The sequence below is a fragment of the Pseudomonas gingeri genome, from assembly GCF_013385425.1.
Lineage (GTDB): Bacteria > Pseudomonadota > Gammaproteobacteria > Pseudomonadales > Pseudomonadaceae > Aquipseudomonas > Aquipseudomonas gingeri_D.
Window position 1 is genome coordinate 348,596 of the sequence record NZ_JACAQA010000004.1, and the last position, 25,569, is coordinate 374,164.

At 62.2% G+C, this 25,569-nt stretch carries 20 protein-coding genes and 1 pseudogene; 17 read left to right on the forward strand and 4 right to left on the reverse strand.

Features of this window, described 5'->3' with window-relative positions; genetic code table 11:
* The first annotated feature begins 70 nt into the window (after window positions 1–70).
* The 3 genes from HX830_RS07175 (at window position 71) to HX830_RS07185 (ending at window position 1,368) form a co-directional block, all read left to right on the forward strand.
* Entirely contained in the window at window positions 71–565 is a 495-nt protein-coding gene (locus tag HX830_RS07175) for a hypothetical protein (protein WP_152741012.1), read from the forward strand.
* Window positions 566–778: 213 nt separating this feature from the next.
* Complete coding sequence (locus tag HX830_RS07180) at window positions 779–1,072, forward strand: type II toxin-antitoxin system RelE/ParE family toxin (RefSeq protein ID WP_177099624.1); 294 nt, start codon at window positions 779–781, stop codon at window positions 1,070–1,072.
* Window positions 1,073–1,074: 2 nt separating this feature from the next.
* Entirely contained in the window at window positions 1,075–1,368 is a 294-nt protein-coding gene (locus HX830_RS07185) for an addiction module antidote protein (RefSeq protein WP_103494570.1), read from the forward strand.
* A gap of 202 nt (window positions 1,369–1,570) precedes the next feature.
* Here the strand turns inward: HX830_RS07185 and HX830_RS07190 are convergent, their stop codons facing one another.
* Window positions 1,571–2,275: a hypothetical protein gene (locus HX830_RS07190; protein WP_152741011.1), complete on the reverse strand. Its 705-nt coding sequence runs from the start codon at window positions 2,273–2,275 to the stop codon at window positions 1,571–1,573.
* 357 nt (window positions 2,276–2,632) lie between these two features.
* Between HX830_RS07190 and bcsQ the strand changes: the two genes are divergently transcribed.
* From bcsQ to HX830_RS07235, 9 genes are read left to right on the forward strand one after another with little or no spacing between them, the layout of a single operon-like run.
* Window positions 2,633–3,718, forward strand: coding sequence for a cellulose biosynthesis protein BcsQ (gene bcsQ / locus HX830_RS07195; protein WP_177099508.1), 1,086 nt, complete (start codon window positions 2,633–2,635; stop codon window positions 3,716–3,718).
* Window positions 3,715–5,976, forward strand: coding sequence for a UDP-forming cellulose synthase catalytic subunit (bcsA, locus tag HX830_RS07200; protein ID WP_177099510.1), 2,262 nt, complete (start codon window positions 3,715–3,717; stop codon window positions 5,974–5,976). Before bcsQ ends, bcsA begins: the two co-directional genes overlap by 4 nt.
* Entirely contained in the window at window positions 5,973–8,279 is a 2,307-nt protein-coding gene (gene bcsB, locus HX830_RS07205) for a cellulose biosynthesis cyclic di-GMP-binding regulatory protein BcsB (protein ID WP_177099512.1), read from the forward strand. Before bcsA ends, bcsB begins: the two co-directional genes overlap by 4 nt.
* Window positions 8,276–9,457, forward strand: a complete 1,182-nt coding sequence (gene bcsZ, locus HX830_RS07210; RefSeq protein ID WP_152741007.1) for a cellulose synthase complex periplasmic endoglucanase BcsZ — start codon at window positions 8,276–8,278, stop codon at window positions 9,455–9,457. The genes bcsB and bcsZ overlap by 4 nt, the downstream gene beginning before the upstream one ends.
* Complete coding sequence (locus HX830_RS07215; protein WP_177099514.1) at window positions 9,439–13,335, forward strand: cellulose synthase subunit BcsC-related outer membrane protein; 3,897 nt, start codon at window positions 9,439–9,441, stop codon at window positions 13,333–13,335. Before bcsZ ends, HX830_RS07215 begins: the two co-directional genes overlap by 19 nt.
* Before the next feature lie 19 nt (window positions 13,336–13,354).
* A complete protein-coding gene (locus HX830_RS07220) occupies window positions 13,355–14,041 on the forward strand; it encodes an SGNH/GDSL hydrolase family protein (protein WP_100941354.1) in 687 nt (228 codons plus the stop codon).
* The gene (locus tag HX830_RS07225) at window positions 14,038–14,715 is read left to right on the forward strand and encodes a cell division protein FtsQ (RefSeq protein ID WP_103494577.1); all 678 of its coding nucleotides are present in this window, start codon (window positions 14,038–14,040) and stop codon (window positions 14,713–14,715) included. Before HX830_RS07220 ends, HX830_RS07225 begins: the two co-directional genes overlap by 4 nt.
* Before the next feature lie 19 nt (window positions 14,716–14,734).
* Window positions 14,735–16,150, forward strand: coding sequence for an MBOAT family O-acyltransferase (locus tag HX830_RS07230; protein ID WP_177099516.1), 1,416 nt, complete (start codon window positions 14,735–14,737; stop codon window positions 16,148–16,150).
* Entirely contained in the window at window positions 16,150–17,295 is a 1,146-nt protein-coding gene (locus HX830_RS07235; RefSeq protein WP_177099518.1) for an alginate O-acetyltransferase AlgX-related protein, read from the forward strand. The genes HX830_RS07230 and HX830_RS07235 overlap by 1 nt, the downstream gene beginning before the upstream one ends.
* 205 nt (window positions 17,296–17,500) lie before the next feature.
* On the opposite strand, the gene HX830_RS07240 is transcribed toward HX830_RS07235, so the two are convergent.
* From HX830_RS07240 to HX830_RS07250, 3 genes are all read right to left on the reverse strand, one after another.
* The gene (locus HX830_RS07240) at window positions 17,501–18,901 is read right to left on the reverse strand and encodes an amino acid permease (RefSeq protein WP_177099520.1); all 1,401 of its coding nucleotides are present in this window, start codon (window positions 18,899–18,901) and stop codon (window positions 17,501–17,503) included.
* A gap of 221 nt (window positions 18,902–19,122) precedes the next feature.
* Window positions 19,123–19,359, reverse strand: coding sequence for a hypothetical protein (locus HX830_RS07245; RefSeq protein ID WP_103494590.1), 237 nt, complete (start codon window positions 19,357–19,359; stop codon window positions 19,123–19,125).
* The gene (locus tag HX830_RS07250) at window positions 19,349–20,137 is read right to left on the reverse strand and encodes an MlaA family lipoprotein (RefSeq protein WP_103494591.1); all 789 of its coding nucleotides are present in this window, start codon (window positions 20,135–20,137) and stop codon (window positions 19,349–19,351) included. Before HX830_RS07250 ends, HX830_RS07245 begins: the two co-directional genes overlap by 11 nt.
* A 170-nt stretch (window positions 20,138–20,307) precedes the next feature.
* On the opposite strand from HX830_RS07250, the gene HX830_RS07255 reads away from it, so the two are divergent.
* From HX830_RS07255 to HX830_RS07270, 5 genes and pseudogenes are all read left to right on the forward strand, one after another.
* A complete protein-coding gene (locus HX830_RS07255) occupies window positions 20,308–21,018 on the forward strand; it encodes a response regulator (RefSeq protein WP_177099522.1) in 711 nt (236 codons plus the stop codon).
* 68 nt (window positions 21,019–21,086) lie between these two features.
* Entirely contained in the window at window positions 21,087–22,364 is a 1,278-nt protein-coding gene (locus HX830_RS07260) for an ATP-binding protein (protein WP_177099626.1), read from the forward strand.
* Window positions 22,365–22,631: 267 nt separating this feature from the next.
* Window positions 22,632–23,654 (forward strand): annotated as a pseudogene (locus HX830_RS32430) (HAMP domain-containing protein); the annotation flags it as partial.
* Window positions 23,655–23,747: 93 nt separating this feature from the next.
* Window positions 23,748–24,512 carry a methyl-accepting chemotaxis protein gene (locus tag HX830_RS32435; RefSeq protein WP_371317479.1) on the forward strand — a complete coding sequence of 255 codons (765 nt, stop codon included), beginning with the start codon at window positions 23,748–23,750 and terminating at the stop codon, window positions 24,510–24,512.
* A 94-nt stretch (window positions 24,513–24,606) separates the two neighbouring features.
* The gene (locus HX830_RS07270; protein ID WP_177099525.1) at window positions 24,607–25,395 is read left to right on the forward strand and encodes a DeoR/GlpR family DNA-binding transcription regulator; all 789 of its coding nucleotides are present in this window, start codon (window positions 24,607–24,609) and stop codon (window positions 25,393–25,395) included.
* Window positions 25,396–25,569: the final 174 nt, after the last annotated feature.

Consider the following 25,569-nt stretch of genomic DNA (forward strand, 5'->3'; position numbering starts at 1 on the left):
CTCGGGGTTTTCGAGGTGTTTGGCGCAATGGGGGTGATCCGCATAGGCATGGGCAGTGAAGGCGCGGGCGATGATTTTCCTGGGGCTGGCCTGCCTGCGGGCTGGGGCGGCGGATTTGAGCCCGTCTGCGCAGTTGCCGGTCTGGCAGGGGCGTACCTTGTCCCGCGACGAGGTGCTGGGGTATGCCACGCTGCTGCGCGGCGAGTTCTGGCAGAAGAAAGGGGCGCTCGAAAAAGCCCTGGCGGATTACCGTAGCGGAACCCGGCTTTATCCGCACTCGCCCAAAGGCCAGAACAACCTGGCCTGGCTTATTGCGAGCACTGAAATCTTCAAGGGTGCAGCGTTCCAGGCTGAAGCTCTCACCGCCGCGCAACGGGCGATGGCGCTGCAACCCGATGCCAATACGCTGGAGACCCTGGCCTGTGTGCGGGCCAGGAGCGGTGACTTTACCGGGGCGATCGCGGCTGAGAAGCAGACATTGGCGCTGAAACCGAAGGATAAGTATTTCACGGCGAGAATGGCTGGATTTCGTCAGATACCCGCCAGGGACTGTGTAGGCATTTAGATCGAAGCATGCAAGCCGCCTAGTGGCGATTCCTCTTCTTACATCCTATTGCGGCTGCGACGGACTTACTGCGTTTCAAGGGAAAGCTAATGTCGCTCTGTCGTTGCACGTGCAGCGATCAGGTCTGATAAAGCGCTGGTGGATAACGCTTTCCCGGCGCTTGTTGGCGAGTGCGGGCGTTTCTGCTAGTATCCAGATGGATACTTGATGATTTTGAATTACGTTGTTCAGCAAACGCAGAGTTTTTCGCACTGGCATTCATCCGTACGTGATTTGCGCGCCAAGGTGGCAATTGCCCGTCGCATTGATCGCGTCGCCGCGGGTAATTGGGGTGATGTGAAATCGGTGGGTGAGGGCGTATCCGAGCTACGAGTAGATGTCGGTGCGGGCTATCGTGTGTATTTCACGGTGCGCAACGGTGTGGTGGTCGTCCTGCTGGCTGGGGGTGACAAGTCTTCACAGGTTGCCGACATCCGACGAGCAAAGAAACTGTCACAGGAGGTTTGAATATGAGCCAAGCTCTCATCGCATTTGACATGGCTGCGTTGCTGGATAGCGACGAGGCTATCAGTGAGTACCTGTCCCAGGTATTGGCCGATAGAGATAGCGATGAATTTCTTCGCGCGATTGGATATGTGGCCAAAGCGAGGGGAATGGCGCAAATAGCCAAGGACTCGGGGCTCGGGCGGGAAAGCCTCTACAAGACTTTTGCGCCTGGTTCGAAACCACGTTTCGAGACGGTGCTCAGGGTCATGCATGCTTTAGGAATAGATTTGAATGCTCATGCGCGAGCCTTGGTTTAGCTTCGACCCCTCCATGATCAGAATGTCTCTCGCTGCTGCGTGAGGTCATTTTTACGGTCGTTATCCAAGAAACCTTCCAGCAGGTTTCCCGCATTCGAATCAAAAAAGGCAGGCCCATCCCCAGGCCAGCCCTCACTGCGACTGACCTCGAAACGCACCTGCCTCTTTTCATTCGCCGCCGCTCCCACTCAGCGGCGGATCGTCATTGCTGTACGACGCTATACCCGGCAAACGCCGTCTGCTGCTGAATCGCCGTGACGATGTTCTGACGGGTGGCCGGCTGTTCGTTGCCTTCGTTGTCGACAAAGGTTTCGCTCAGCAACTCGGCCAGGTCGCCGTGGCCGGCAAAGGCAAAGCCGAGGAATTCGAACGCTTCGCGGTCGGCATTGGCCTTGCTGCGCGGTGTGCGCAGCGGGAAGTTGACGCTGGTGTCGTCCTTGCTGATGACAAAGACCGGCGCCTCTTTCTTGACGCGTGCGGCCTTGCCCTTGCCGGCGCTGGGGTTGCTCAGGGCCTGGTGAGTCTGGTTCAGCACCTTGAGCGCCAAGCCATAGACCAGCTCCTGGAACGCCGCGTCGTCCTTGTAGCTGGAGAGAATCCGGCTGATCGGGAATTTCGTGCTCAGGTCTTCCAGGGCCGCGATGTCGGCCGCCTCGGCGTCCTTGAGTTGCTTGAGCTGGCCCATGAGTTCGTAGGCTTTGTCGTCGTCGAAACGGTCGTGGGCCTGGCGGATCGCCAAGCGCAGTTCGCGAATCTGGTCGCTCTCTTTCGAGGTGTGGAAGGCGTCGAGAACCATCTCGCTGATGTTCTTGGCCTGGGGCACATGCTGGGAAAGATGGATGGCGTTTTCGTATTCGCCCTTGGCGGACAGGGAGGTTACGGCTTCATCGGTATGGGAATCAGGCATCGAAATTTCGCTATTTCAGTGTCATTTAACTGGGGTGAGGCTCGAAAGGCCGGGGCATTTCAGGGCGCCTAATCTATTGGACCCACGCGCCAATGTCACGGCTCAACCGGTCAGCGGTCTCGGAAGAAGGAAATTTACCAGTGAAATGAGGTGGTTGGCTTTGCTCGCCAATTTATTGGCGATTGTCGGTTTTTATTTGATGAAAATCTATTGGACAACAAAATAATGGCGCTATCAAATTGATACTGCGTGGGGAGGGAGCAATCCGGGAATAACGGGCAATGGAATGTAGAGCTAGTCGAGTGCTTGTCCCCTTACATTTTTGAGTTGAACCTAATTGTACGAAGGGACACTTACATGCACCGTTCAGATGACATTGCGAATCTGTTCAATCGATTCGGGGGGAGTGTCGAGAGCTACCGGGAGATCGAGCCCAGCTACGACTACATCGAAGACACGGCGCCTGTCGTATCCGAAGTCCCGATGCCGGAGTCGCTGACTGCCAGCCTCGACCCTCAGCCCACTGAACCCTTGGATGTTTTCCCGTCGTCCTCCATGGCGCTCGTCGGCTCCACGCCGCTGAGCCGGCTGCTGGTGGAAATCGAACAACAGCGCGGCGGCGTGTCTACTGCGCAGCCTGTTGGACAGGGTGCGCCAAAGCTCAAGGCCAAGGTCATTGTCCTGGTGTCGGCCAAGGGTGGGGTGGGCAAGAGCACCCTGGCCGCCGTCCTGGCCTGTGGGATCAAACGTTCGGGCGGGCGCACGCTCGCGCTCGATCTGGACCCGCAAAACGCCTTGTGCCTGCACTTGGGCGGCAACGAAGACTGGCCAGGCATTGCCCAGTCCGAGAGTGCCGACGAAGATTGGCAGCCGCTGATCCGCAAGGGCTTTTCCGGTAGCCGTTGCCTGGCCTACGGCGTGGTCGGCGAGCCGCAGCGTCGGAGCCTGGAACAGCGCCTGGAAAACGATCGTTTGTGGCTGGCCCGTCACCTGGCGCAGCTTGACCTGGATGAGCAGGACACGCTGTTGATCGACACCCCGCCCGGGGCAACGGTCTACCTGGCCCAGGCGCTGGAGATCGCTGATGTGGTGCTTGGGGTGACCCTGGCCGATGCGGCCGCCTACACCAGCCTCAATCAATTGGACCGGCTGCTCGCTCCCTACCTGCAACGGGAAAATCCCGCGCAATACAAAGTTGTGATCAACCAGTTGGACACGTCCCGCCAGTTCAGCCTCGACCTCTGCGAAGTGCTGAAAAAAAGAACAGGACAGCAGCTGTTGGGGGTGATCCGCCAGGATCATTTCATCAGCGAAGCCTTGGCGTACGACCGTAATCCGCTGGCGCATACCCCAAGCACCCGAGGCTGCCAGGACGTCCTCGACCTCTCAGGTTCGCTGTGCGAACTGCTCATGTACGGTACGCAAGAGTCCTCTTTGTCATGACCCGCGATCCCAACCTCACGCCCCATCTCCCGGGGCGCTCTGAACTGCGTCTCAACGCCTGGCTGGAGCGTTTCAACCAATGGCCGGGGGCGCTGCGCAAGGCGCTGATCGCGGGCATTTCGCTGATTGGCGGGCTGTTGCTGATCAGCATCGTCAGCGCACCGCTGGACCTGTACAGCCAATGCCTGTTTGCCGCGCTGTGCTTCGGCCTGGCCTTGCTGGTCAAGCGCATGCCGGGGCGCTGGCCGATCCTGTTGCTGATCGTGCTCTCGCTGGTCGCCTCGTTGCGCTACATGTACTGGCGCCTGACCGAGACCCTCGGTTTCGAAGGCTGGCTGGACATCGCCTTTGGCTATGGCCTGGTGCTGGCGGAAATCTACGCCCTGGTGGTGCTGGTCTTCGGTTATGTGCAGACCGCCTGGCCCCTGCGTCGCCGCCCGGTACTGCTCACCGGCGACCCCAGCGAATGGCCGACGGTGGATGTGTTCATCCCCACCTACAACGAAGCCCTGAGCATCGTGAAACTGAGCATCTTCGCCGCCCAGGCGATGGATTGGCCCAAGGAAAAACTGCGGGTGCATGTGCTCGACGATGGTCGTCGTGACGAGTTCCGACGGTTCTGCCAGAGCATCGGCGTCAACTACATCACCCGTGATGACAATGCCCACGCCAAGGCCGGCAACCTCAATGCCGCTCTCAAGGTCACCGACGGCGAGTACATCGCCATGTTCGACGCCGACCATGTGCCGACCCGTTCCTTCCTGCAGATCGGCATGGGCTGGTTCCTCAAGGACCCACAGCTTGCGATGTTGCAGACGCCGCACTTTTTCTTCTCCCCGGACCCGTTCGAGAAGAACCTCAAGACCTTCCGTGCCGTGCCCAACGAAGGCGAGTTGTTCTACGGCCTGGTGCAGGATGGCAACGACCTGTGGAACGCCACCTTTTTCTGCGGCTCCTGCGCCATCCTGCGGCGCCAGCCATTGGAAGAAATCGGCGGCGTGGCGATCGAGACCGTTACCGAGGATGCCCACACCGCCCTCAAGCTCAACCGCGCCGGTTACAACACCGCCTACCTGGCGATTCCCCAGGCCGCGGGCCTGGCCACCGAAAGCCTGTCGCGACATATCAGCCAGCGCATCCGCTGGGCCCGGGGCATGGCGCAGATCTTCCGCCTGGACAACCCGTTGATGGGCAAGGGCCTCAAGCTCGGCCAGCGGGTCTGCTACGCCAATGCCATGCTGCACTTCTTCTACGGTTTGCCGCGCCTGGTGTTCCTCACCGCGCCCCTGGCGTACCTGATCTTCGGTGCGCAGATCTTCCACGCCTCGGCGCTGATGATCACCGCCTATGTGCTGCCGCACCTGTTCCACTCGAACCTGACCAACTCCTGTATCCAGGGGCGCTTCCGCCATTCGTTCTGGAACGAGGTCTACGAGACGGTGCTGGCCTGGTACATCATGCCGCCAGTACTGATGGCGCTGATAAAACCCGGCTTTGGCGGTTTCAACGTCACCGACAAGGGCGGGATCATCGACCAGCAGTTCTTCGACTGGAAGCTGGCCCGGCCCTATATCGTCCTGCTGGTGCTGAACCTCACCGGGCTGGGTTTTGCCGTCCACCAATGGATCTGGGGCGATCCCGCCACCGCGATCACGGTGCTGATCAACGCCCTCTGGACCCTCTACAACCTGATCATCACCAGCGCCGCCGTGGCGGTGGCCAGTGAGTCGCGGCAGATCCGCGCCGAGCCGCGGGTCAGCGCCGAGTTGCCGGTCAAGGTCGAACTGCCCGACGGCACCCCGGTGTATGGCATCACCCAGGACTTCTCTCAGCGCGGGCTCGGCATCAAGTTGCCGGCGGGCACTACGGTCACGGCCGGTGAGCGGGTGCGGGTGACACTGTTTCGCAACGCCACGACCTGTGAGTTCGACACCACGGTGGTGTTCAGCAAGGGCCAGTACCTCGGCGCGCTGTTCGATCCGTTGACCCTGCGCCAGCAAAGCGAACTGGTGCGCATGACCTTCTCCCGTGCCGACACCTGGGCCACCAGTTGGGGCAACGGCAAACTCGATACACCGCTGTCGGCCCTGCGCGAGGTCAGTGCCATTGGCCTGATCGGCCTCGGCACGCTGGTCAAGGCGCTGTTGCTGCCGACGCGCCGACGCCCGGCCGATCAGCCGACGCCTGTTCGCCCAGCCGTACCGGCCAGAAAAAACGCCCCTTTGAACCCGCTCGTACCTCTTATGGATAAGTCATGACCCCTACACCGTTGACCCGTAGCGCCCTGCGTTGCACTCGTCGTCCGCTGATGCTCCTGGCTTCGTCCGCACTGTGCCTGGGGGGGCTGGTCCATAACGCCTGGGCCGAGACCGCCGCAACGCCGCCGGTGGTGCCGACGAATGTCGCGCCACAGCCGCCGGTCGGGAGTTACAGCCACAGCCTGACCCTCAAGCAACTGGGACGCCTGGACACCATGAACCTGCAGGGCGTGGAAGCGGCCGACAGCGTCAGCTTCAACGTCCGCGCCGACGAGGTGGTCAACAGTGCGCAACTGCTGCTGCGCTACAGCTACTCGCCAGCGTTGCTGGCCGACCTGTCGCAGATCAACGTGCTGGTCAACGATGAAGTGGCCGCCAGCCTGGCGCTGCCCAAGGACGGTGCCGGCAAGCCGCAAGAGCAGGTGGTGAATATCCCGGCGCACCTGATCACCGAGTTCAACCGCCTGCGCCTGCAATTTATCGGGCACTACACCATGCAGTGCGAGGACCCGCAGCACAGCAGCCTGTGGGCCAAGATCAACAACAGTTCAGAGCTTGAGCTCAACGTGTCGCCGATCTCGCTCAAGGACGATCTGTCGATCCTGCCGCTGCCGTTTTTCGACCGTCGCGACTCGCAGCCCTTGAACCTGCCATTCGTGTTTGCCAAGGCGCCGGATCACGCCGCCCTCGAAGGCGCCGGTGCGCTGTCGTCGTGGCTGGGCGCCCTGGCGGCTTATCGCGGCGCCAGTTTTACCAGCAACGTCGGGCAACTGCCGGACAAGGGCAACGCCGTTGTCCTGGTCGAGAGCAAGGACGCCGTGCAACTGGGTGGGCTGGCGATTCCCGCGCCGAAGGGCCCGACGGTCACCCTCGTGACCCATCCCGGCGACCCCCATGCCAAGCTCCTGATCGTCGCCGGTCGCGACGGCGCCGAGCTCAAGCTCGCGGCCTCGGCCGTGGCCCTGGGCAGCAAGGCGCTGGAGGGCAACAGCGTGCTGATCGAGCATCTTGATTCGCTGAGCCCACGCAAACCCTATGATGCGCCCAACTGGCTGCCGTCCGATCGTCCGGTCAAGCTCGGCGAGCTGCTCGATCCGAAGCTGTTCAGCGTGTCCGGCTACAACCCGGGGCCCATCGGCATACCGCTGCGCTTGCCGCCGGACATGTTCAACTGGCGTGAAGAAGGCGTCCGGCTGGACTTGAAATACCGCTACACCCCGCAGCAGGAATCGAGCAATTCCTCCTTGCTGGTGAGCCTGAACAACACCTTCATGAAGTCGATGCCCCTGCCTTCGATGAAGAGCCTGGGCGGTGCTGAAAGCCTGCTGACACTGCTGCAGAAAGATGAAAGCCTGCCCCGCGAATCCGTCGTCCGCATCCCCCTGGGTTCCGCCGGCGCGCAGTCGCAATTGCAGTTGCGCTTCATGTTCGACTACATCAAGCAGGGCGAATGCCGCGACATCATCATCGACAACATGCGTGGGCTGATCGACCCGGATTCGACCCTCGACCTGACGGGCTACAACCACTACATCGCCTTGCCGAACCTGGGCGTGTTCAACGACAGCGGCTTCCCGTTCACCCGCCTGGCCGACCTTTCCCAGAGCGCCGTGGTGCTGCCCGACGGCAGCGGGCCGGCGGAGTGGGGCGCCTACCTGACCGTGCTCGGTCGTTTCGGCGACTCCACCGGCTACCCGGCCACGGCCGTGCAGGTGGTGGATGCCGCGCAGGTGCAGTCGGTCAGTGACAAGGACCTGCTGGTGCTGGCTTCGGGCGACAACCAGCCTTTGCTCAAGCAGTGGATCGACCGTTTGCCGGCCGGTGTCTCGGGCGACAACCATCGCTTCTCGCTGTCCGACCTGACCTTGCGCGTGCGCCAGTGGATCAGCCCGGACCCTGCGGCCAACCAGCGCAAACCGACCTTGACCGTGAGCTACAGCGGTCCCCAGAGCAGTACCTACCTGGCCGGTTTCGAGTCGCCGCTCAAGCCCGGTCGCAGCGTGGTGGTGATTGCCAGCGGCAAGCCTGAAGGCTTGGCCGAGGCCACGGCCGCGATGATCGGTGGCGACGCCTACAAGGACAGTCTCCAGGGCAGCCTGGCGGTGGTGCAGGGCAAGGAGATCACTTCGCTGGTGGCCGACGAGCAGTATTACGTCGGTGAGCTGAACCTGTTCAAGCGCGTGCAATGGCTGCTGTCGCAGAACATGCAGTGGATGCTGCTGGTGACCGTGCTGGGCCTGTTGCTGGTGGCCAGCCTGCTGTATCTCGCCCTGCGTGCCCGTGCGAAGAAGCGTTTGTCATGATCTGGCGTCGAACCTTGCTGTCCCTGGCGCTGCTGGTGCCGCTGGTCGCGCGGGCCGAGTCCTGCTCGTTGCAGAACTGGCCGCTGTGGAAAGACTACGCCGAGCGTTTCGTGCAGAAGGACGGGCGCATGCTCGGCTCGAGCATGGACCCCAACCAGAGCAGTTCCGAAGGCCAGGCCTATGGGATGTTCTTCGCCCTGGTCGGCAACGATCCGCTGACCTTCGAGGAGCTCTGGCATTGGACCCGCGACAATATGGCCGGGGCCAATATCGCGCAGAACCTGCCCGGCTGGCTGTGGGGCCCAACGCCCACTGGCACCTGGGGTGTGATCGACACCAACTCCGCCAGCGATGCCGATCTCTGGATCGCGTACTCGCTGCTGGAGGCCGACCGTTTGTGGCACAAGCCCGAGTACCGTACGGACGCCCAGCGGATTCTGAACAACCTGGACAAGACCCTGGTGCGCAACATTCCGGGCCTGGGCAAGATGCTCTTGCCGGGCCCGGTCGGCTACGAGCATCCGGACCAGCTCTGGCGCTTCAACGCCAGCTATACACCGATCCCGTTGCTGCGACGCTTCAGCCAGGAGAGCCCGTCCGGGGCCTGGAAGGACATCGCCGAAAGCACCGCGAAGATGATTGCCGACAAGAACATGAACCGTTTCGGCTTTGTGCCCGACTGGGTCGGTTATCGCGGCACGGACGTCAACAAGGGCATGTTCGTGGTCGATAAATTCACCTCGGCCCAGGGCAGCTACGACGCCATCCGCACCTACCTGTGGGCCGGCCTGACCTCACCTGCCGACCCGCTGGCCAAGCCGATCCTCGACAACCTCGACGGCATGGCCCAGTTCGTCGCCTCCACCGGCGTGCCGCCGGAAAAGGTCCAGGTGGTCACCGGCGTTACCGAGGGCATCGGCCCTTACGGTTTCTCCGCGTCCCTGGTGCCGTATCTGCGGGCCAAGGGCCTGCCGTTGCTGGCCGACCAGCAGCAGCGCATCGTCGACGAGGCCATCGCGCACTACAGCAATCCGGCCGATCCGGCCTACAGCCAGCACCAGTATTACCACGTGATGCTGAGCCTGTTCTCACTGGGCTGGAGTGAAAAACGTTATCAGTTCAACAAGGACGGTACCTTGAAAGTGTCCTGGGAGGCTCCATGCGCCAGCAAACCCTAGCCCTGGCGGTGTGCGCCGCGCTGGCGGCCATGCCCGGCCTGGCCGCCGAGACCGGCAACCCGCAGTCGCTGCTGATCCAGCAGGGCTACTACTGGCAGGCCAAGGAGCATCCCGATCGGGCCGCGGAGGCCTGGAGCAAGTTGTTGAACCTGTCCCCCGAGCAGCCTGACGCGCTCTATGGCCTGGGCCTGATCGACCTGCAACAGAAACGCCTGGACGGTGCCCGCCAGTACCTGGCGCGGTTGCAGGCGATCAAGCCGTTGCCACGCCTGGCCTTGCAGTTGGAGCAGGATATTGCGCTGAGCCCGGGCGACAAGCAGCAACTGCTGGAAAAGGCCCGCGAACTGAGCGACGCCGATGAGCGCGACAAGGCGGTGGCGGTGTACCGGCAGTTGCTCGATGGCCATCAGCCGCAAGGCTTGATCGCCCGTGAGTACTACAACACCCTGGGCTTCTCCACCGGTGGCTGGCCCGAGGCCCGCGTGGGGCTGGAGCGGTTGCGCCGGGAACGTCCCGACGATGCGATCCTCGACTTGTTCCTGGCCTTGCACCTGGCGCGTAACTCCGACAGCCGCCCGGAAGGCATCCGTGCCCTGGCGCGGCTGTCGCACAACCCGGATATCGGCGGCAATGCCGATGAAACCTGGCGTTTCGCCTTGCAGTGGCTGGGGCCGCCCTCACGCGACCAGGTGTCGTTGTTCCAGCAGTATCTGCAGGCACACCCGGACGATGCCGAGATCCGTGCGCTGATGGACAAGGGCATCGCCCAGGGCCGTGGTGGTTCCGGCTGGCAGCGCGACCCGCAGGTGGCCCGTGGTCTCAAGGCCATCGATGCCGGCGATATCGCGGGTGCCGAGCAGGCCTTGCAGGCCCGTCTCAAGGAGCGTCCCAACGATTACGATGCCCTTGGCGGCATGGGTATCGTGCGCCAGCAACAGAAGCGTCTGGGCGAGGCCGAAAGCTACCTGATACAAGCCACCCGCCTGCCGGGGGGCGCGCAGTGGAACGCGGCCCTCGAGGATGTACGCTACTGGATCCTGCTGGACCAGGCCGGCGATGCCCAGCGCGCTGGCCGGCAGAGCCAGGCCCGGGCACTGATCGACCAGGCGATCGCCAAGAACCCCGCCGAGCCGGCCGGCCCCACGGCCCTGGCCAACTGGCAGTCCCAGGCGGGGCAGCTGGATGCCGCCGAAGCGGGCTACCGGCAAGTGCTGGCGCGCACGGCGAACTACCCGGAAGCCCTCGCCGGATTGATCAACGTGCTGTCGCGGGCAGGCAAGTCCGATGAGGCGTTGCGCCTGATCGACGGGCTGTCGGCGGCGGACCAGGCACGCCTGGCGCCTACGGTGAAAATCCGCTCCCTGCGCGCGATCCAGGTGGCCAAGTTGGCTGAACGTCGCGGTGATCTGGCGGCGGCGCAAAAGGCCTACAAGGAGGCCCTGGCCGACGACCCGAAAAATCCCTGGACCCGCTTTGCCCTGGCCCGCGTCTACCTGCGCGACGGCCAGACCCAGGTGGCCCGGGACCTGATCGACGAACTGCTCAAGCAGCAACCCGATCAGCCCGACGCGCTCTACACCAGCACCTTGCTCTCGGCCGAGCTGGGTGAGTGGACCAAGGCCCAGCGCACCTTGTCGCGGATTCCAGCGGCCAAGCGCAGCAGCGACATGAACGATATGGAGTTGGACATCCGCCTGCATATCCAGACCGAATTGGCGGTGGACGTGGCCCACCGTGGTCAGCGCCAGGAGTCCTGGGCACTGCTGTCGCGCTGTGAGCCCCTGGCCGGGCAGAAACCCGAGCGTGTCGCGGTGCTGGCATCGGCCTATGCCGAAGCCGGCAATCCACAGCAGGCGGTCAACCTGATGCGCCAAGTGCTCGATCACTCGCCATCGACCCCCGACCTGCAATTGCTCTATGCCGGTGTGCTGCTCAAGGCCGATCAGGACGCCCAGGCCAGCGAGATCCTGCGGGACTTGCAGGGCAAGCCGATGAGCGAGACCGCCAGCAAGCGTTATGAAGACCTGTTGTTCCTCTACCGGATCAAGCAGGCCGATGAGTTGCGGGAAAAGAACGACCTGGTGGCGGCTTTCGACATGCTCTCGCCAGCCCTCAAGCAGCGGCCCAATGACAGCCAGGCGGTGTCGTCTCTGGCACGGATGTATGCAGCCAGCGGCAATACGCAAAAAGCCCGGGAACTCTATGAACCGCTGATCAAGGCCGACCCGGGCAATGCCAAATTGCAGCTGGGCCTGGCCGATGTCGCCCTGCAAGGACGGGACTTCGACCTGGCCGAACAGTCGGTGAAAAAGGCCCTTGAACTGGAGCCCGGGGTACCCCAGACCCTGACCGCGTCGGCGCGAATCTATCGCGGCATGGGCAAGACCGGTGAGGCCGGCAAGCTGCTGCGCAAGGCCATCGAAATCGAAGACAGCCAGCGCCAGGAGATCTATGTGGCAGCGGCTCCGCAAGCCGCGACGCAGTCGGCCAACCCCTTTGTCGGTTTGCCCGGTCAACGCCGGGAGGCGACGGCCCTGGCGTCTTCGAACCTGGTTCCGCCGCCGATCAATGCCTCTGTCGTGGGCCTGGGTTCAGGTTTGGGCGCCCGCGACGGTGACACGGTGCCGACGGCGGTCGGACGCGGGACCGGCATCGCGGCAAATTCGGTTAATCCGTTCGATGATCCCTACGCCCGCGAAAGTACTTCGCGCCCGACGCTGAGCCCGGCGCAACAGGCCTTGAACGAGATCGTTGAAGACCGTACCGGCTATGCCGTCCAGGGCCTGACCGTGCGCAGCAACAACGGCGAAAAGGGCCTGAGCAAGCTGACGGACGTCGAGGCCCCCTTCGAAGTCAGCGTGCCGGTGGGCGATAACAGCGCCAGTATGGCGTTGCAGATCACTCCGGTGTCGCTGTCTTCAGGCAGCCCGGGCAATTCCGCCCAGGCGCGCTTCGGTGCCAGCGGCCTCGACCCGGTCGGTTCGCAGACCGCCAGCGGTCTCGGCGTGGCCGTGGCCTATCGGGACAAGGAGCAAGGCCTCAAGGCGGATCTCGGTGTCAGTCCCATGGGCTTTATCTACAGCACGCCGATTGGTGGTGTCAGCCTTAATCGGCCGTTCGACAGCAATTCCGATTACCGCTACGGCGTGAGTGTTTCACGGCGGGCGGTCACCGACAGCGTGACCTCCTTTGCCGGTTCTCGCGATCCGCGCACCGGCGACAAGTGGGGCGGCGTCACGGCCAACGGCGTGCGCGGCGAACTGAGCTACGACGACCAGAAATTCGGCGCCTACGGCTATGGTTCGGCGCATGTGTTGCAAGGCAACAACGTCGAGTCGAACAACCGCTTCGAACTGGGCAGCGGTATCTACTGGTACCTGCGCAATGCCCCCGACAGCATCCTCACCCTGGGCCTGAGTGGTTCGGCGCTGACCTATGCCAACAACCAGGACTTCTTCACCGTGGGCCATGGCGGCTACTTCAGCCCGCAGACCTTCTTCGCCCTGGGCGTACCGATCAGCTGGTCGCAACGTACCGAGAACTTCACCTACCGGGTCAAGGGTTCGGTGGGCGTCCAGCATATCGGCCAGGACAGCGCCGAGGTCTTCCCCGGCAACAGCAATCTGCAACCACAGGCCACCGCTGCCGGGCTGACCGGTTATGGCAGCGAGAGCAAGACCGGCGTCGGATACAGCCTCAATGCGGCGGGCGAATACAAGTTCGGTTCGCGCTTCTTCCTCGGTGGCACGCTGGGCGTGGACAACGCCAGCGATTACCGACAGCTCAGCGGCGGTGTGTACCTGCGCTACACCTTCGAGAACATGACCGGGCCTATGGCCCTGCCGGTCAGCCCTTTTGGCTCCCCCTATTCGAATTGATGCAACGAGGAAATGATTGATGGCTTCTTCCGTACTGGCTGGTTTGACCCTACTCGTGATTGGCGAAAGCCATATGAGCTTTCCCGACTCGCTGATGAACCCGCTCTACGACAACCTGACCCAGCAAGGCGCCCAGGTTCACGCCATCGGTGCCTGTGGCGCCAACCCGGCGGACTGGGTCACGCCCAAGCTGAAACTCGATTGCGGGGCGATTCGCGAACCGGGTGAAAAGATCAAGGTGATGAGTCGCGGCACCCTCGACACACAGCCGATCAAGGACGTGATCGCCAAGGACAAACCGGACCTGGTGGTCCTGATCATGGGCGACACCATGGCCTCCTATAAGACCACGCCGTTTCCCAAGGTCTGGGCCTACCAGAGTGTCACCGCGCTGACCAAGCAGATCGCCGACAGCGGTGCCAAGTGTGTTTGGGTGGGACCTGCATGGGGCAAGGCCAACGGCAGCAACACCAACGAAAACCAGTACGGCAAGAACCAGGTCCGTACTCAACTGGTGGCGGGCACCCTGGCCAATATGGTCGCGCCGTGCACCTATATCGACTCGACGAAGTTTTCCAAGCCCGGCGAGTGGACCACCTCCGACGGCCAGCACTTCACCATCGCCGGCTACAAGTTATGGGCAGCGGCCATCGGCAAATCATTGAACGAACTGCCCGCCACGGCAGTGAAAGGAGCTGCAAAGTGAAACGGATTTTCAATGCCGTTGGCGCCCTGGCCGGCCTGGCCCTGAGTGCCAGTGCCTTCAGTGGGCCGATTGCCCTGTACCCCACCGGCCCGTCCCAGGACTCGGCCTATCTGCGTTTCGTCAACGCGGTCGACACGCCCCTGGAACTGACCCCCGAAGGGGCGAGCAGTAGCCTGAAGCTGGAGAAGGGCCAGGTGGTCAGCGGCTTTATTCCGGTATCCGGTGGTCAACCGATCAGGGGCAGCTTGAGCCGTGACGGCAAAAGCGTGGCCCTGGACGTGAAGGTCAACGCCGGCGATTTCGCCACGGTGTTCGCCCTGGCGGATGCACAGCAAGGCATTCGACAAGTAGTGATCAGCGAAGCCTTCGATATCCCCAACCAGCTCAAGGCCTCGCTGGCATTTTTCGATGCCGACCCGGCTTGCACTGACGCCCGGATCAACCTGGCCGGACGCGATGTCGACCTGTTCCAGAAGGCGCCGCCGGGTAACCCTCGGCGTCAGGAACTGAACCCGCGGGCTTCGCTGGCGGTGCAGTTGGTCTGTGCCGGAAGCCCGGTGGGTTCGGCGGTCGAACTCGGCGCATTGGAGGCGAACAAGCGCTACAGTTTGTTATTACTGCCATCGTCGTCGGGGCCGCGCCTGATTACCGCCACGGATAGCTTGTCCAACTGAATCGGAAGCGCCCGTTGCCATGGTTTTCGCCTCGCTTGAATTCCTGACGCTGTTCCTGCCAGCCTTTCTACTGGTCTATGCGCTGGCCCGACCGGGCTGGCGTAACGTCATCCTGCTGATCGGCAGTTGGTTGTTCTATGGCTGGCTGAGCCCGCTGTTCCTGTTCCTGCATATGGTGCTGACCCTGCTGGCCTGGGTCGGCGGCCTGTTGGTGGACCGCTCGCGGGAGGATTCGCGGGGGCGGATACGTTTGTTGATCGCGCTGATCGTGATCAACACCGCGGTGCTCTGCTGGTACAAGTACGCGAATATCCTCGCCGCGACCTGGAACCAGCTGATCACCTATTACGGTGCCATGCCCATGGCCTGGCAGCGTGTGGCCTTGCCGGCGGGGTTGTCGTTTATCGTCCTCCAGGCGATTTCCTATCTGGTGGATGTGCACCGGCATGTGGTGCCGGTGGAGCGCAGCTTTATCAACTACGCCACCTATATCTCCATGTTCGGTCATTCGATTGCCGGGCCCATCATTCGTTATGACTGGGTTCGCCGGGAGCTGAACCAGCGCTATTTCAACTGGTTCAATTTCTCCCTTGGCGCACGCCGGTTCATGATCGGCATGTGCATGAAAGTGCTGGTGGCCGACACCTTGTCACCGCTGGTGGACGTGGCTTTCCATCTGGACAACCCGTCCTTTGTCGACGCCTGGATCGGCTGCCTGGCGTACTCGTTGCAACTGTTTTTCGACTTCGCCGGCTACAGCGCCATGGCCATCGGCCTGGGACTGATGCTGGGCTTTCACTTTCCGGAAAACTTCAACCGCCCGTACCTGGCCTACAGCATCCAGGACTTCTGGCGGCGCTGGCACCTGTCGTTGTCCAGTTGGCTGCGGGACTACCTGTATATCGCCCTGGGCGGTAATCGCAAAGGCGTGTGGAAAACCTATCGCAACCTGTTCCTGACCATGGCCATCGCCGGGCTCTGGCATGGCGGCGACAGCTGGAACTACCTGCTCTGGGGCTCGGCCCATGGCGTGGCTTTGTGTGTCGACCGGGCCTGGTCGCGCTCCAGCCTGCCGGGGTTGCCGCTCTGGGCCTGTCATGTGGCTACGCTGTTATTCGTGTGCCTGGCCTGGACCTTGTTCCGTTCGCCGGACTTCGCCACGGCCCTGAGCATGTATGGCGGCCAGTTCGGCCAGCACGGCTTTGCCCTGGGCGACGCCCTGGCCGTGACCTTGCGTCCGGTTCATGGCTTGGCGGCGTTGCTCGGGTTGGCGTGCATTCTCGCGCCGCTGTTGCAGCCTTGTGTGGAGAGACGTTTCGCAGGCAACGAGTTGTTCGTGTTGGCTGCGGCCCTTTGGCCCGTGCTCGGGTTCACCCTGTCGTTCGCTCTGATCGCCAGCCGTGAAGCCGTGCCCTTTCTGTACTTTCAATTCTGATGAACCAGCCAACGCAATCCCCGTCCGTTGCCCCCACGCCGCCCAGTGCGTTGGCGATGCGCGCCAGTCCCCTGGCGGGCGTGATCTTCACCCTGTTCCTGGCACTGGGGGCCTTGTCCTGCGTCTGGTTGATGATCAAGGGTTCGATCGAGTTCGTGCCCAAGGTGGTGACGCCGGACATGCTCCTGCATGGCGAGATCACTCACCGTTTCGCCAAGACACTGTCGGATGCACCACTGCCCAAGCAGGCCGCCGACCTTGAGCGCGGCGGCAGCTGGTTGATCGATGGCGACCTCGGGCCACGGGTGCGCGAGGGCTGTCCGGGTTGGTTGTTCCTGAGTGACGAGTTGCGCGTGAACCGCAACGCGGCGACCAATGCCCAGGCCAAGGCGCAGGCTGTGCTTGATTTGCGCCAGGCGTTGAGCAAGCGCGGTATCGAATTGCTGGTGGCGGTGGTGCCGGACAAGAGCCGGATCGCGGCGGCGCAGTTGTGCTCGCTCAGGCGTCCGATTGCATTCCAGCCACGGATTGCCGCCTGGTTGACCGGGCTGCAAGGCGCGGGCGTGGCGGCGGTGGACTTGACGTCAGGTTTGCAGGCGCTGGGGGAGGGCGCTTTCCTGCGTACCGATACCCACTGGAGCGAGGCCGGGGCCAAGGCTGCGGCGGGGCGGATTGCCGAGGCGGTCGGTGCCTTGAAGTTCACGGTGACGCCGCACAAGACCTATGAGTTGAGCACGCAACCTGCCGCTGTGCGACCGGGTGACCTGGTGCGCCTGGCGGGGATCGACTGGTTGCCGTTGGCGTTGCAGCCCAAGGCGGAGAGCGTGGCGGCGACGCAGGTCAAGGAGAAGGCTGATGCGGCGGCGGGTGAGAACCTTGATGATCTGTTTGGTGATGACAATCTGCCGAACACGGCGTTGATCGGCACGTCGTTTTCGCGCAACTCGAATTTTGTTGGTTTCCTGGAGGCGGCGGTGGGCGCGCCGGTGGGTAATTTCGCCAAGGATGGCGGCGAGTTCTCCGGGGCGGCGAAAGCCTACTTCGACAGCCCGGCGTTCAAGCAGACGCCGCCGAAGCTGCTGATCTGGGAGATCCCGGAGCGGGATCTGCAGACGCCTTATGACGGGAATGTGCGGTTGCCTTGAGCAGGATATGAAGGCGACCTGTTAGACCGTGTTGCCTGCATCGCGAGCAAGCTTGCTCCTACAAGAGCTGTGTCGTTCACAAAACCACGGTACGACACAAAACTGTAGGAGCAGGGCTTGCCCGCGAAGGGGCTCCCAAGATCGCCAAAAGCTTCGCTGGCAAGCCAGGCTCCAGTAGTTTGCGCTGTTCTCAGACGCTCATTTATCAGCTGACCGTCCGTGTCCGGCCCTTGGCTAGCCGCAGTCGGTACAAGCCATAGATGAACAGCACCCACAGCGGCATCACATACACCGAGACACTGATCCCCGGAATCATCAGCATCACCGCCAGGATCAGCGCGACAAAGGCCAGGCACAGGTAGTTGCTGAACGGGGTCCAGAAGGCCTTGAAGCCCGGGACCACGCCTTGCCGTTCCATGGCCTTGCGGAATTTCAGGTGGGTCAGGCTGATCACGATCCAGTTGATGATCAACGAGGCCACCACCAGCGCCATCAACAACTCCAGCGCTTCATGGGGCGCCACGTAGTTGACCACCACGCACAGCAAGGTCACCAGCGCCGAGACCCCAATCGCCCGTACTGGCACGCCTTGCTTGTTCAGTTTCATCAGGGATTTCGGTGCATCGCCTTGCTCGGCCAGGCCGAACAGCATGCGGCTGTTGCAGTACACGCCGCTGTTGTAGACCGACAGGGCGGCGGTCAGCACCACCACGTTGAGGATCTGCGCCGCCGTGTCGCTGCCGATCAGGGCGAAGATCTGCACGAACGGGCTGCCGCTGTAGGCGTCGCCGGAAGCACCGAGGGTGGTCAGCAACTGGTCCCACGGGTACAGCGACAACAGCACGGTAAGGGCGCCGACGTAGAAGATCAGGATCCGCAACACCACCTGGTTGATCGCCTTGGGGATCACCTTGCGCGGTTCGTTGGCCTCGGCGGCGGTGATGCCCACCAGCTCCAGGCCACCGAAGGAAAACATGATGAAACACAGCGCCATCAGCAGGCCGCTGAAACCGTTGGGGAAGAATCCGCCGTGGCTCCACAGGTTGCTGACCGAGGCTTGCGGGCCGCCGGTGCCACTGATCAGCAGGTAGCAACCGAGAGCGATCATGCCGATGATCGCCACCACCTTGATGATCGCGAACCAGAATTCGGTTTCGCCGAACACCTTGACGTTGGTCAGGTTGATCAGGTTGACCAGCACGAAGAACACCGCCGCGCTGACCCAGGACGGTACATCGGGCCACCAGAACTGCACGTACTTGCCGACGGCCGTGAGTTCGGCCATGCCCACCAGTACGTAGAGCACCCAGTAGTTCCAGCCGCAGAGAAAGCCGGCGTAGCCGCCCCAGTATTTATGGGCGAAGTGGCTGAACGAGCCGGCCACCGGTTCCTCGACGATCATCTCGCCGAGCTGGCGCATGATCAGGAACGCGACGAACCCACAGATCGCATAACCGAGGATCATTGCCGGGCCCGCGGACTTGAGTACGCCGGCAGAACCCAGGAACAGCCCGGTGCCGATGGCCCCGCCCAGGGAAATCAGCTGGATATGGCGGTTTTTCAGGCCGCGCTTGAGCAAACCCGGTGTCAGGTTTTCACCCGTCATTGCTTCACCTTCTCTAGTTTTTCTTCTCGGTGTCGACCTGAGCGGGCCAGGCGTGCAACCGGTACTGATGCTCGACATAAGCGGCGTGGATATTAAATCCCGAAGGTGCGGGGCTCAAGTATTACGCGGGTTCGAGGGGTAAATAGAGAAGAAACTGTAGGAGCGTGGCAAGCCTCGAGGGTGCCGGGTTCACACTCGAGGTCGATGAGAAGGGCGCCAGGTCAGGCGCCTTGCTCCGCCCGGTGGGCAAGCCAGCGCAACAGATCGTCCATGGCCACCTGCTGATGGCGTTCGACCCATTGCGAGCCTTGCGGGCTGTAGTGCTCGGTGTAGTGGCTGAGGATCAGGTGGCGCCGATCGTCCGACAGCCGCAGGCTGACTTCATGGCAGTGCAGGTCAGTATCGGCGCGCTTGCTCACCCGTTGCTCAAGGATCAATGCCCGCTGTTCAGAAACCATCCTGGGCGGCTCCCTGGCAGCGGTCCTTCTCAGGCTGGGTGCTGCCCTGTTTGCCTTCCTGCACGAAAGCCGCGCGATGTTCGGCGACGACATTACGCAGGGCGCTGTAGTAGTCCGGCAGCTTTTTCAGGCTGTCGGTGAGCGGCAGCAGTTCGGCACGCTGGTCGATCACACCGCCGACCAGGTTGACCGTCTCCAGGGTCTTGACGGTGTCGCTGTGGGTGCCGAAGGGGTTGAAGGCAAGCCCCAGAACACGCCCGGCGGCGTCGCGGGCGTTGCCGGTGCCCAGCAGCGGCAGCTCGACGATGGGCCCGTTGCCGATGCCCCAGACGCCAAAAGTCTGGCCGAAGTCGGCGGTGTGGCGGGGGATGCCCATCGGGTCCGAGACATCGATCAGCCCCGCCACTCCGAGGGTGGTGTTGACCGTGAAACGCCCCAGGGTCGTGGCCGAACGTTTCAGGTTGCCTTGCAGCAAGTCGTTGACGAAGACCTTGGGCTCGCCAAAGTTGGTGGTGAAGTTATGCACACCCCGCTGGAAGAAATTCGGCAGGTGGAGATACCCACGGGCCACGGGGGCCAGGGCATAGTCATCGACGACCTGGTTGAAGGCGAAAATTCCCCGATTGACCCGCTGGGCAGGGTCGAACACTGGATGGTCGACTTGCGCGCAACTGGCGCTCGCCACCGGGGCCGAGCTGCTGCAGCCGGCCAGGTACGAAACGGTCAGCAACAGCGCGGCGTGACGGAGCAGGGCGGGCGAACACTTGAGCGGGGGCATGGGCAAACGGTCTCTGCGAAATACGGGAGGCTGATGCTGGCAGCCGCGCCTTGCGCAAAGATGTCTGCTTTATTGCTGCGCTGACAGTTTGTTACCGCATTGAAATATATGACGGAGCGCGGCGAATGGTTTTAGATGGAGCTCTTTCCCACTTCGAGTGATGACCGCCGGTGAGCAGTCTGTTGATCGTGGACGACGACCTCGAGGTCCTTGCCCTGCTGAAGAAATTTTTTGTGTTGCACGGCTACACGGTGGAAGTCGCCGCTGATGGCGCTGCGTTGTGGGCCGCGCTGGAGCGCCAGGCCCCGGACCTGATCATCCTCGACCTGATGCTGCCGGGAGAGAACGGCCTGATGCTGTGCCAGCGCCTGCGTCGGCAATACGCCACTCCGGTGATCATGCTGACCGCCATGGGCGAGTTGAGCGACCGGGTGGTGGGCCTGGAAATGGGCGCCGACGACTACCTGAGCAAACCCTTCGATGCCCGCGAGTTGCTGGCGCGGGTCCGGGCGGTCTTGCGCCGGGCGGGGGAAAGCCGACCGTTGACCGGTGAAGTGCCGCGCCCGCTGATCCGCTTCGCCGACTGGCAACTGGACCTGACCCGGCGTGAACTGCGTTCGCCGGATCAGGTGATGATCCCGCTGTCGGCGGGGGAATTCGATCTGTTGCTGGTATTTGTCGAGCATTCCCAGCGCATTCTCACCCGCGAGCAACTGCTGGACCTGGCGCGCGGGCACAGCCATGACGCGTTCGACCGCAGCATCGATGTCCAGGTCAGCCGCCTGCGGCGCAAGTTGGAGTTCGATACCAAGCGCCCGGCGATGATTCGCACGGTGCGCAATGGCGGCTATCTGTTCACCCCTGATGTGACACGCCAGTGAGCCGCTTCGGAGCCGGGCGTTATCGCCCCAAGGACACGGTGGCACGCTGGATCGCCCTGACCATCCTGATGGCCATGCTCACAGCGCTGGGGTTCAACGCGCTGTTTGTCAAACTGGCTGGTGTCTGGGCCTATCCCTCCCTGATCGAGACCGGCCTGCTGGAAAAGATCGCCTCCATCAGTCGGGTGATCGAAGCCTCCGAGCCCGGGCAACGTGCGCGTCTGGCGGCGGTGGTCAGCGATCCGAATATGCAGGTGAACTGGTACCTCGACCGTCAGGATATCGCCCAGCCAAAAATCGTCGAAGAAGTCCGGGGTCGGGGATCGGAGGCCATACGCCGGGCACTCAATGCGCCGAACCGCCGGATCGAGGCCTATCGGCCCTCCGACTGGCCAGGCCCAGGTGGGCGCTATGCCTTGCTGATCCAGTTGGACGATGACTCCTGGCTGATGTTTTCCGCCGCCTCACGCAGTTGGGGGCTGGAGGAGGGGCCGCGTGGGCTGATCGTGATCGTACTGGTGCTGATTTCCACCGCTGTCGTCACGCTGATCGCCACCCGTCGCCTGGCCAGGCCCCTGCAACAATTTGCCCAGGGCGCACGGCGTTTTGGTGTCGACTTCCGGGCCCCGCCGGTGGAGCCGGTGGGGCCCCATGAAATCCGTCAGGCTATCCTCGCTTTCAACGCCATGCAGGCCCAGTTGCAGCACTTTATCAAGGACCGCACGCAGATGCTCGCGGCCATTTCCCATGATCTGCGCACGCCTTTGACCCGCATGCGCCTGCGCGGTGAGTTCATCGAGGATGAGGAACAACAGCAGCGCTTGTTTCGCGACGTCGATGAAATGCAGGCGATGATCAACTCGGCACTGGAGTTCTTCCGTGACGATGCGCGCCTGGAAGAGGCAACGTCCTTCGACCTGGCGGAGTTGCTGCAGACCCTGGTGGACGATTATCGCGACCAGGGGATTGAGGTCGACTTCGTGGGACCGTCCAGATGGGTATATTTCGGGCGGCCGCTGGGGTTGAAGCGGGTCATCGGCAATTTGCTGGATAACGCCATCAAATACGGTCGTGAGCCATCGATCGAGTTGGAACCGGACGGAGAACGGCTGCTGATCCGCGTGCAGGATCGTGGGCCGGGCATCGCCGCGGATTACCTTGAGCAGGTGTTCGAACCGTTCTTCCGGCTGGAGAGTTCGCGTAACAAGAGCACCGGTGGTGTCGGACTGGGCTTGTCGGCGGCGCGGGCGATTGTGCTGGAACAGGGGGGGGCGCTGACCCTGAGCAATCGGGCTGATGGCGGGTTGATCGCCCTGGTGGCATTGCCGGTGCAAGGGGCCTTGTAGGTGGTGCCCGGAGGATGTGTTTGTTATCACGTCCTTTCACAAATAAAATCTTGGCAACTTCATACAACGGTAAAGAGAACACTGTAACTCCAGGGGCGATCAGTTTTTTTGATGCCAGCCCCCGGATATTTGTTGTTTGACAGTCTTTTAACTAACACTGAAACTTTCTCTATTAAGGGTGACTTTCGCCCTGCCCATTGTTTTGCCCTGCCTTGATATAAAACCAAACAAAAAGCCCTCCATTGTGCAGTAGCCAAAACCATGAATATGCGCTTGAAGTTCAGTCAAAAGATCCTGCTCGCCGTTTCTACCGTGGTTGTTGTGGTCTTTGCGGTGTTCGCACTGTATGGCGATTATCAACAGCGCAATGAAATCAGTGGGAATATCGAGAACAACTTGCACACTACCGGGCAGGTCCTGGCCCAGAATATTCAAACCTGGTTGAGCGATCGTTTGCTGCTGGTGGACGCCATGGCCCAGGTCATCGCGCTCGACCCCGCGAAGGAAAAGGTCCGTACTCTGCTTCAGCAGCCTGCGCTCACTTCGACCTTTGTCGCCAGCTACAGGGCAACGCGTGACGGCGCCTTCGACATTTTCCCGGAACGGGTCATGCCCGACGGCTACGATCCCCGCCAGCGACCCTGGTATTCGGATGCGGTGAAAAACGGTCCGATCCTGACCGAACCCTATATCGGCGTGGGCAGCGACTATCTGGTCATGAGCGAGGCGGCGCCGATCAAGTCTGGCGATCAGGTTCTGGGTGTGCTTGGGGTCAATATCAGCCTGGACAAGATGGCCCGGATGATCAATGCCCAGGATTTCGGCGGCATCGGTTATGCCTTTCTGGTCAGTGCCGACGGCAATATCCTGGTGCACCCCGACAAGACCCTGGTCACCAAGAACCTGCGTGATATCTACGGTATGGAGCCGGCGCGGATCGGCGCCGATCTGACCGAGGTGCATCAGGCGGGCAGCACGCAGTTGCTGACGTTCATGCCCGTGCAGGGCCTGCCTTCGGTGAAATGGTCGGTGGGCCTGGCCGTCGACAAGGATAAAGCCTACGCGGCATTGGCCAAGTTTCGTCTTTCTGTGGTGATCGCCACCGTCGTGCTGCTGGCCATCACTTTTGTCCTGCTCAGCCTGTTGATCCGATTGTTGATGAAACCCTTGCACCATATGACCCGTGCACTGGAGGACATTGCCCAGGGCGATGGCGACCTGACGCAGCGTTTGCCGATCCAGTCGCGTGACGAGTTCGGCAACCTGGCCGGGGCCTTCAACCGTTTTGTCGAGCGTATCCACGGTTCGATCCGCGAAGTGGCCTCGACCACCGCCCGCTTGAGCCAGGTGGCCAGCCGGGTGGTCAACGCCTCCAACGCCTCGATGAGCAACTCGGACAACCAGTCCCATCGCACCAGCAGTGTCGCGGCGGCCATCAATCAATTGGGTGCCGCGGCCCATGAGATCGCCGTGAATGCCGCGGATGCCTCACAAGGCGCCTCCGATGCGCGGGACACGGCGGATGAGGCACGGCGGGTGGTCGAGCGCTCGATCCAGGCGATGAATGAACTGTCGGCCAAGATCCTTTCCTCCAGCGCGCGGATCGAGCAGCTCAATAGCCACACTTCGAGCATCGGCCAGATACTCAAGGTGATCCAGGCGATTTCCGAGCAGACCAATCTGTTGGCACTCAATGCCGCCATTGAAGCAGCCCGTGCCGGCGAGTCGGGGCGCGGTTTCTCGGTGGTCGCCGATGAGGTGCGTAACCTCGCCGGACGAACCCAGGCCTCGGCCCAGCAGATCCACGGGATGATCGAGGAGCTGCAAGTCGGTTCCCGGCAGGCGGTGCGGACCATGGCCGAGAGTCAGCAATACAGCGCGGAGAGCGTGGCCATTGCCAATCAGGCCGGCGAGCATCTGGGGCAGGTCACTCGGCGTATCGGCGAGATCGACGGGATGAACCAGTCGGTGGCCGCCGCCACCGAAGAGCAGACCGCCGTGGTCGAGGCGATCAATATGGACATCACCCAGATCGACACCTTGAACAAGGATGCGGTGGAGAACCTCAATGCCACGCTGCTGGCCTGTTCCGACCTGGAGGAGCAGACGGCTCGGTTGGAGCAACTGGTCAGCGGCTTTCGTATTTGAGGTGCGCTTTGCCTGAGAGCCCCTTCGCCCTGAGTTGCTATTCGCCCGGGAGTCTCGTATAAGTCGGCACAAACATGCAGACTCAGGCGAAAACATGCATAGCGTTCACCAAGCTTCGGAATTGCCGTATTTGCGGCGGCAAAAGATCCTGTTGTTGCTCGAAAGGGATGGCAAGGTCATGGCCTCGGAGTTGGGCCAGCATTTCGCGGTGTCGGAAGACACCATTCGCCGCGACCTTGCCGAGCTCTCCCAGGCCGGGCTGTTGCAGCGGGTCCATGGCGGTGCGTTGCCGCGTCCCAAGGACACCGGCAAGGACTACTTCACCCGGGTCGCCGAGCCCAATGAAGTGAAAACCCAACTGGCGAAAATGGCCGCCCGGCGGGTCGAATCGGGGCAGATCGTGCTGTTCGACTCCGGCAGCACCACCTTGCAGATCGCCCAGTCGCTGCCGTCCGGGTTGTCGATCACCGCCGTCACCTGTTCGCCGATGATCGCCATGACCCTGGCCGAACATCCGGGCATTACCGTGATCCTCGCGGGCGGCAAGCTCAACCCGGCGACCATGGCCTCTGGCGGGCATGAGGCGGTGCGGTTGATCCAGGGTATCAAGGCCGATCTGCTGTTTACCGGCGTTTGCGCGATTCACCCGGAGATGGGTATTACCTCCCTGCATTACGACGAAGTCGCCGTGAAACAGGCCATGCTCGACAGCGCCTCGCATGTGGTGGCGGTGACCACGGCCGACAAGCTCGGGGCCGTGGAACCGTTTGTGGTGGCGCCTTGTACGCGCTTGCAGACGATGCTGACCGAGCACTTTGTGCCGTCGGGGGATATTCAGGCTTACCGGCGCCTGGGGATCGAGGTCGTGCAGTTGGAGGTTTGAGAGAAAGACGTTGCCGGACACAGCTCACCGTCTGTCGCCTGAGTCAGGATTTCCGGGCTCTGCAGAACCGCCGCGTAGGTCGTTGAGGCCTCTAGCTGAGCCCTCTTGGGAGCGACATCTTGTAATCAGAGGTAACAAAACATTGCAATGGTCGGTCGGCTCGCCGCATCATTG

What these genes read in the sequence shown, in the direction of transcription:
- HX830_RS07175 (WP_152741012.1), top strand. Translation starts at nt 71, where the DNA reads ATGATTTTCCTGGGGCTGGCCTGCCTGCGGGCTGGGGCGGCGGATTTG.
- HX830_RS07185 (WP_103494570.1), top strand. Translation starts at nt 1,075, where the DNA reads ATGAGCCAAGCTCTCATCGCATTTGACATGGCTGCGTTGCTGGATAGC.
- HX830_RS07190 (WP_152741011.1), bottom strand. Translation starts at nt 2,275, where the DNA reads ATGCCTGATTCCCATACCGATGAAGCCGTAACCTCCCTGTCCGCCAAG.
- bcsQ (WP_177099508.1), top strand. Translation starts at nt 2,633, where the DNA reads ATGCACCGTTCAGATGACATTGCGAATCTGTTCAATCGATTCGGGGGG.
- bcsA (WP_177099510.1), top strand. Translation starts at nt 3,715, where the DNA reads ATGACCCGCGATCCCAACCTCACGCCCCATCTCCCGGGGCGCTCTGAA.
- bcsB (WP_177099512.1), top strand. Translation starts at nt 5,973, where the DNA reads ATGACCCCTACACCGTTGACCCGTAGCGCCCTGCGTTGCACTCGTCGT.
- bcsZ (WP_152741007.1), top strand. Translation starts at nt 8,276, where the DNA reads ATGATCTGGCGTCGAACCTTGCTGTCCCTGGCGCTGCTGGTGCCGCTG.
- HX830_RS07215 (WP_177099514.1), top strand. Translation starts at nt 9,439, where the DNA reads ATGCGCCAGCAAACCCTAGCCCTGGCGGTGTGCGCCGCGCTGGCGGCC.
- HX830_RS07220 (WP_100941354.1), top strand. Translation starts at nt 13,355, where the DNA reads ATGGCTTCTTCCGTACTGGCTGGTTTGACCCTACTCGTGATTGGCGAA.
- HX830_RS07230 (WP_177099516.1), top strand. Translation starts at nt 14,735, where the DNA reads ATGGTTTTCGCCTCGCTTGAATTCCTGACGCTGTTCCTGCCAGCCTTT.
- HX830_RS07235 (WP_177099518.1), top strand. Translation starts at nt 16,150, where the DNA reads ATGAACCAGCCAACGCAATCCCCGTCCGTTGCCCCCACGCCGCCCAGT.
- HX830_RS07240 (WP_177099520.1), bottom strand. Translation starts at nt 18,901, where the DNA reads ATGACGGGTGAAAACCTGACACCGGGTTTGCTCAAGCGCGGCCTGAAA.
- HX830_RS07245 (WP_103494590.1), bottom strand. Translation starts at nt 19,359, where the DNA reads ATGGTTTCTGAACAGCGGGCATTGATCCTTGAGCAACGGGTGAGCAAG.
- HX830_RS07250 (WP_103494591.1), bottom strand. Translation starts at nt 20,137, where the DNA reads ATGCCCCCGCTCAAGTGTTCGCCCGCCCTGCTCCGTCACGCCGCGCTG.
- HX830_RS07260 (WP_177099626.1), top strand. Translation starts at nt 21,087, where the DNA reads ATGGCCATGCTCACAGCGCTGGGGTTCAACGCGCTGTTTGTCAAACTG.
- HX830_RS32435 (WP_371317479.1), top strand. Translation starts at nt 23,748, where the DNA reads ATGAGCAACTCGGACAACCAGTCCCATCGCACCAGCAGTGTCGCGGCG.
- HX830_RS07270 (WP_177099525.1), top strand. Translation starts at nt 24,607, where the DNA reads ATGCATAGCGTTCACCAAGCTTCGGAATTGCCGTATTTGCGGCGGCAA.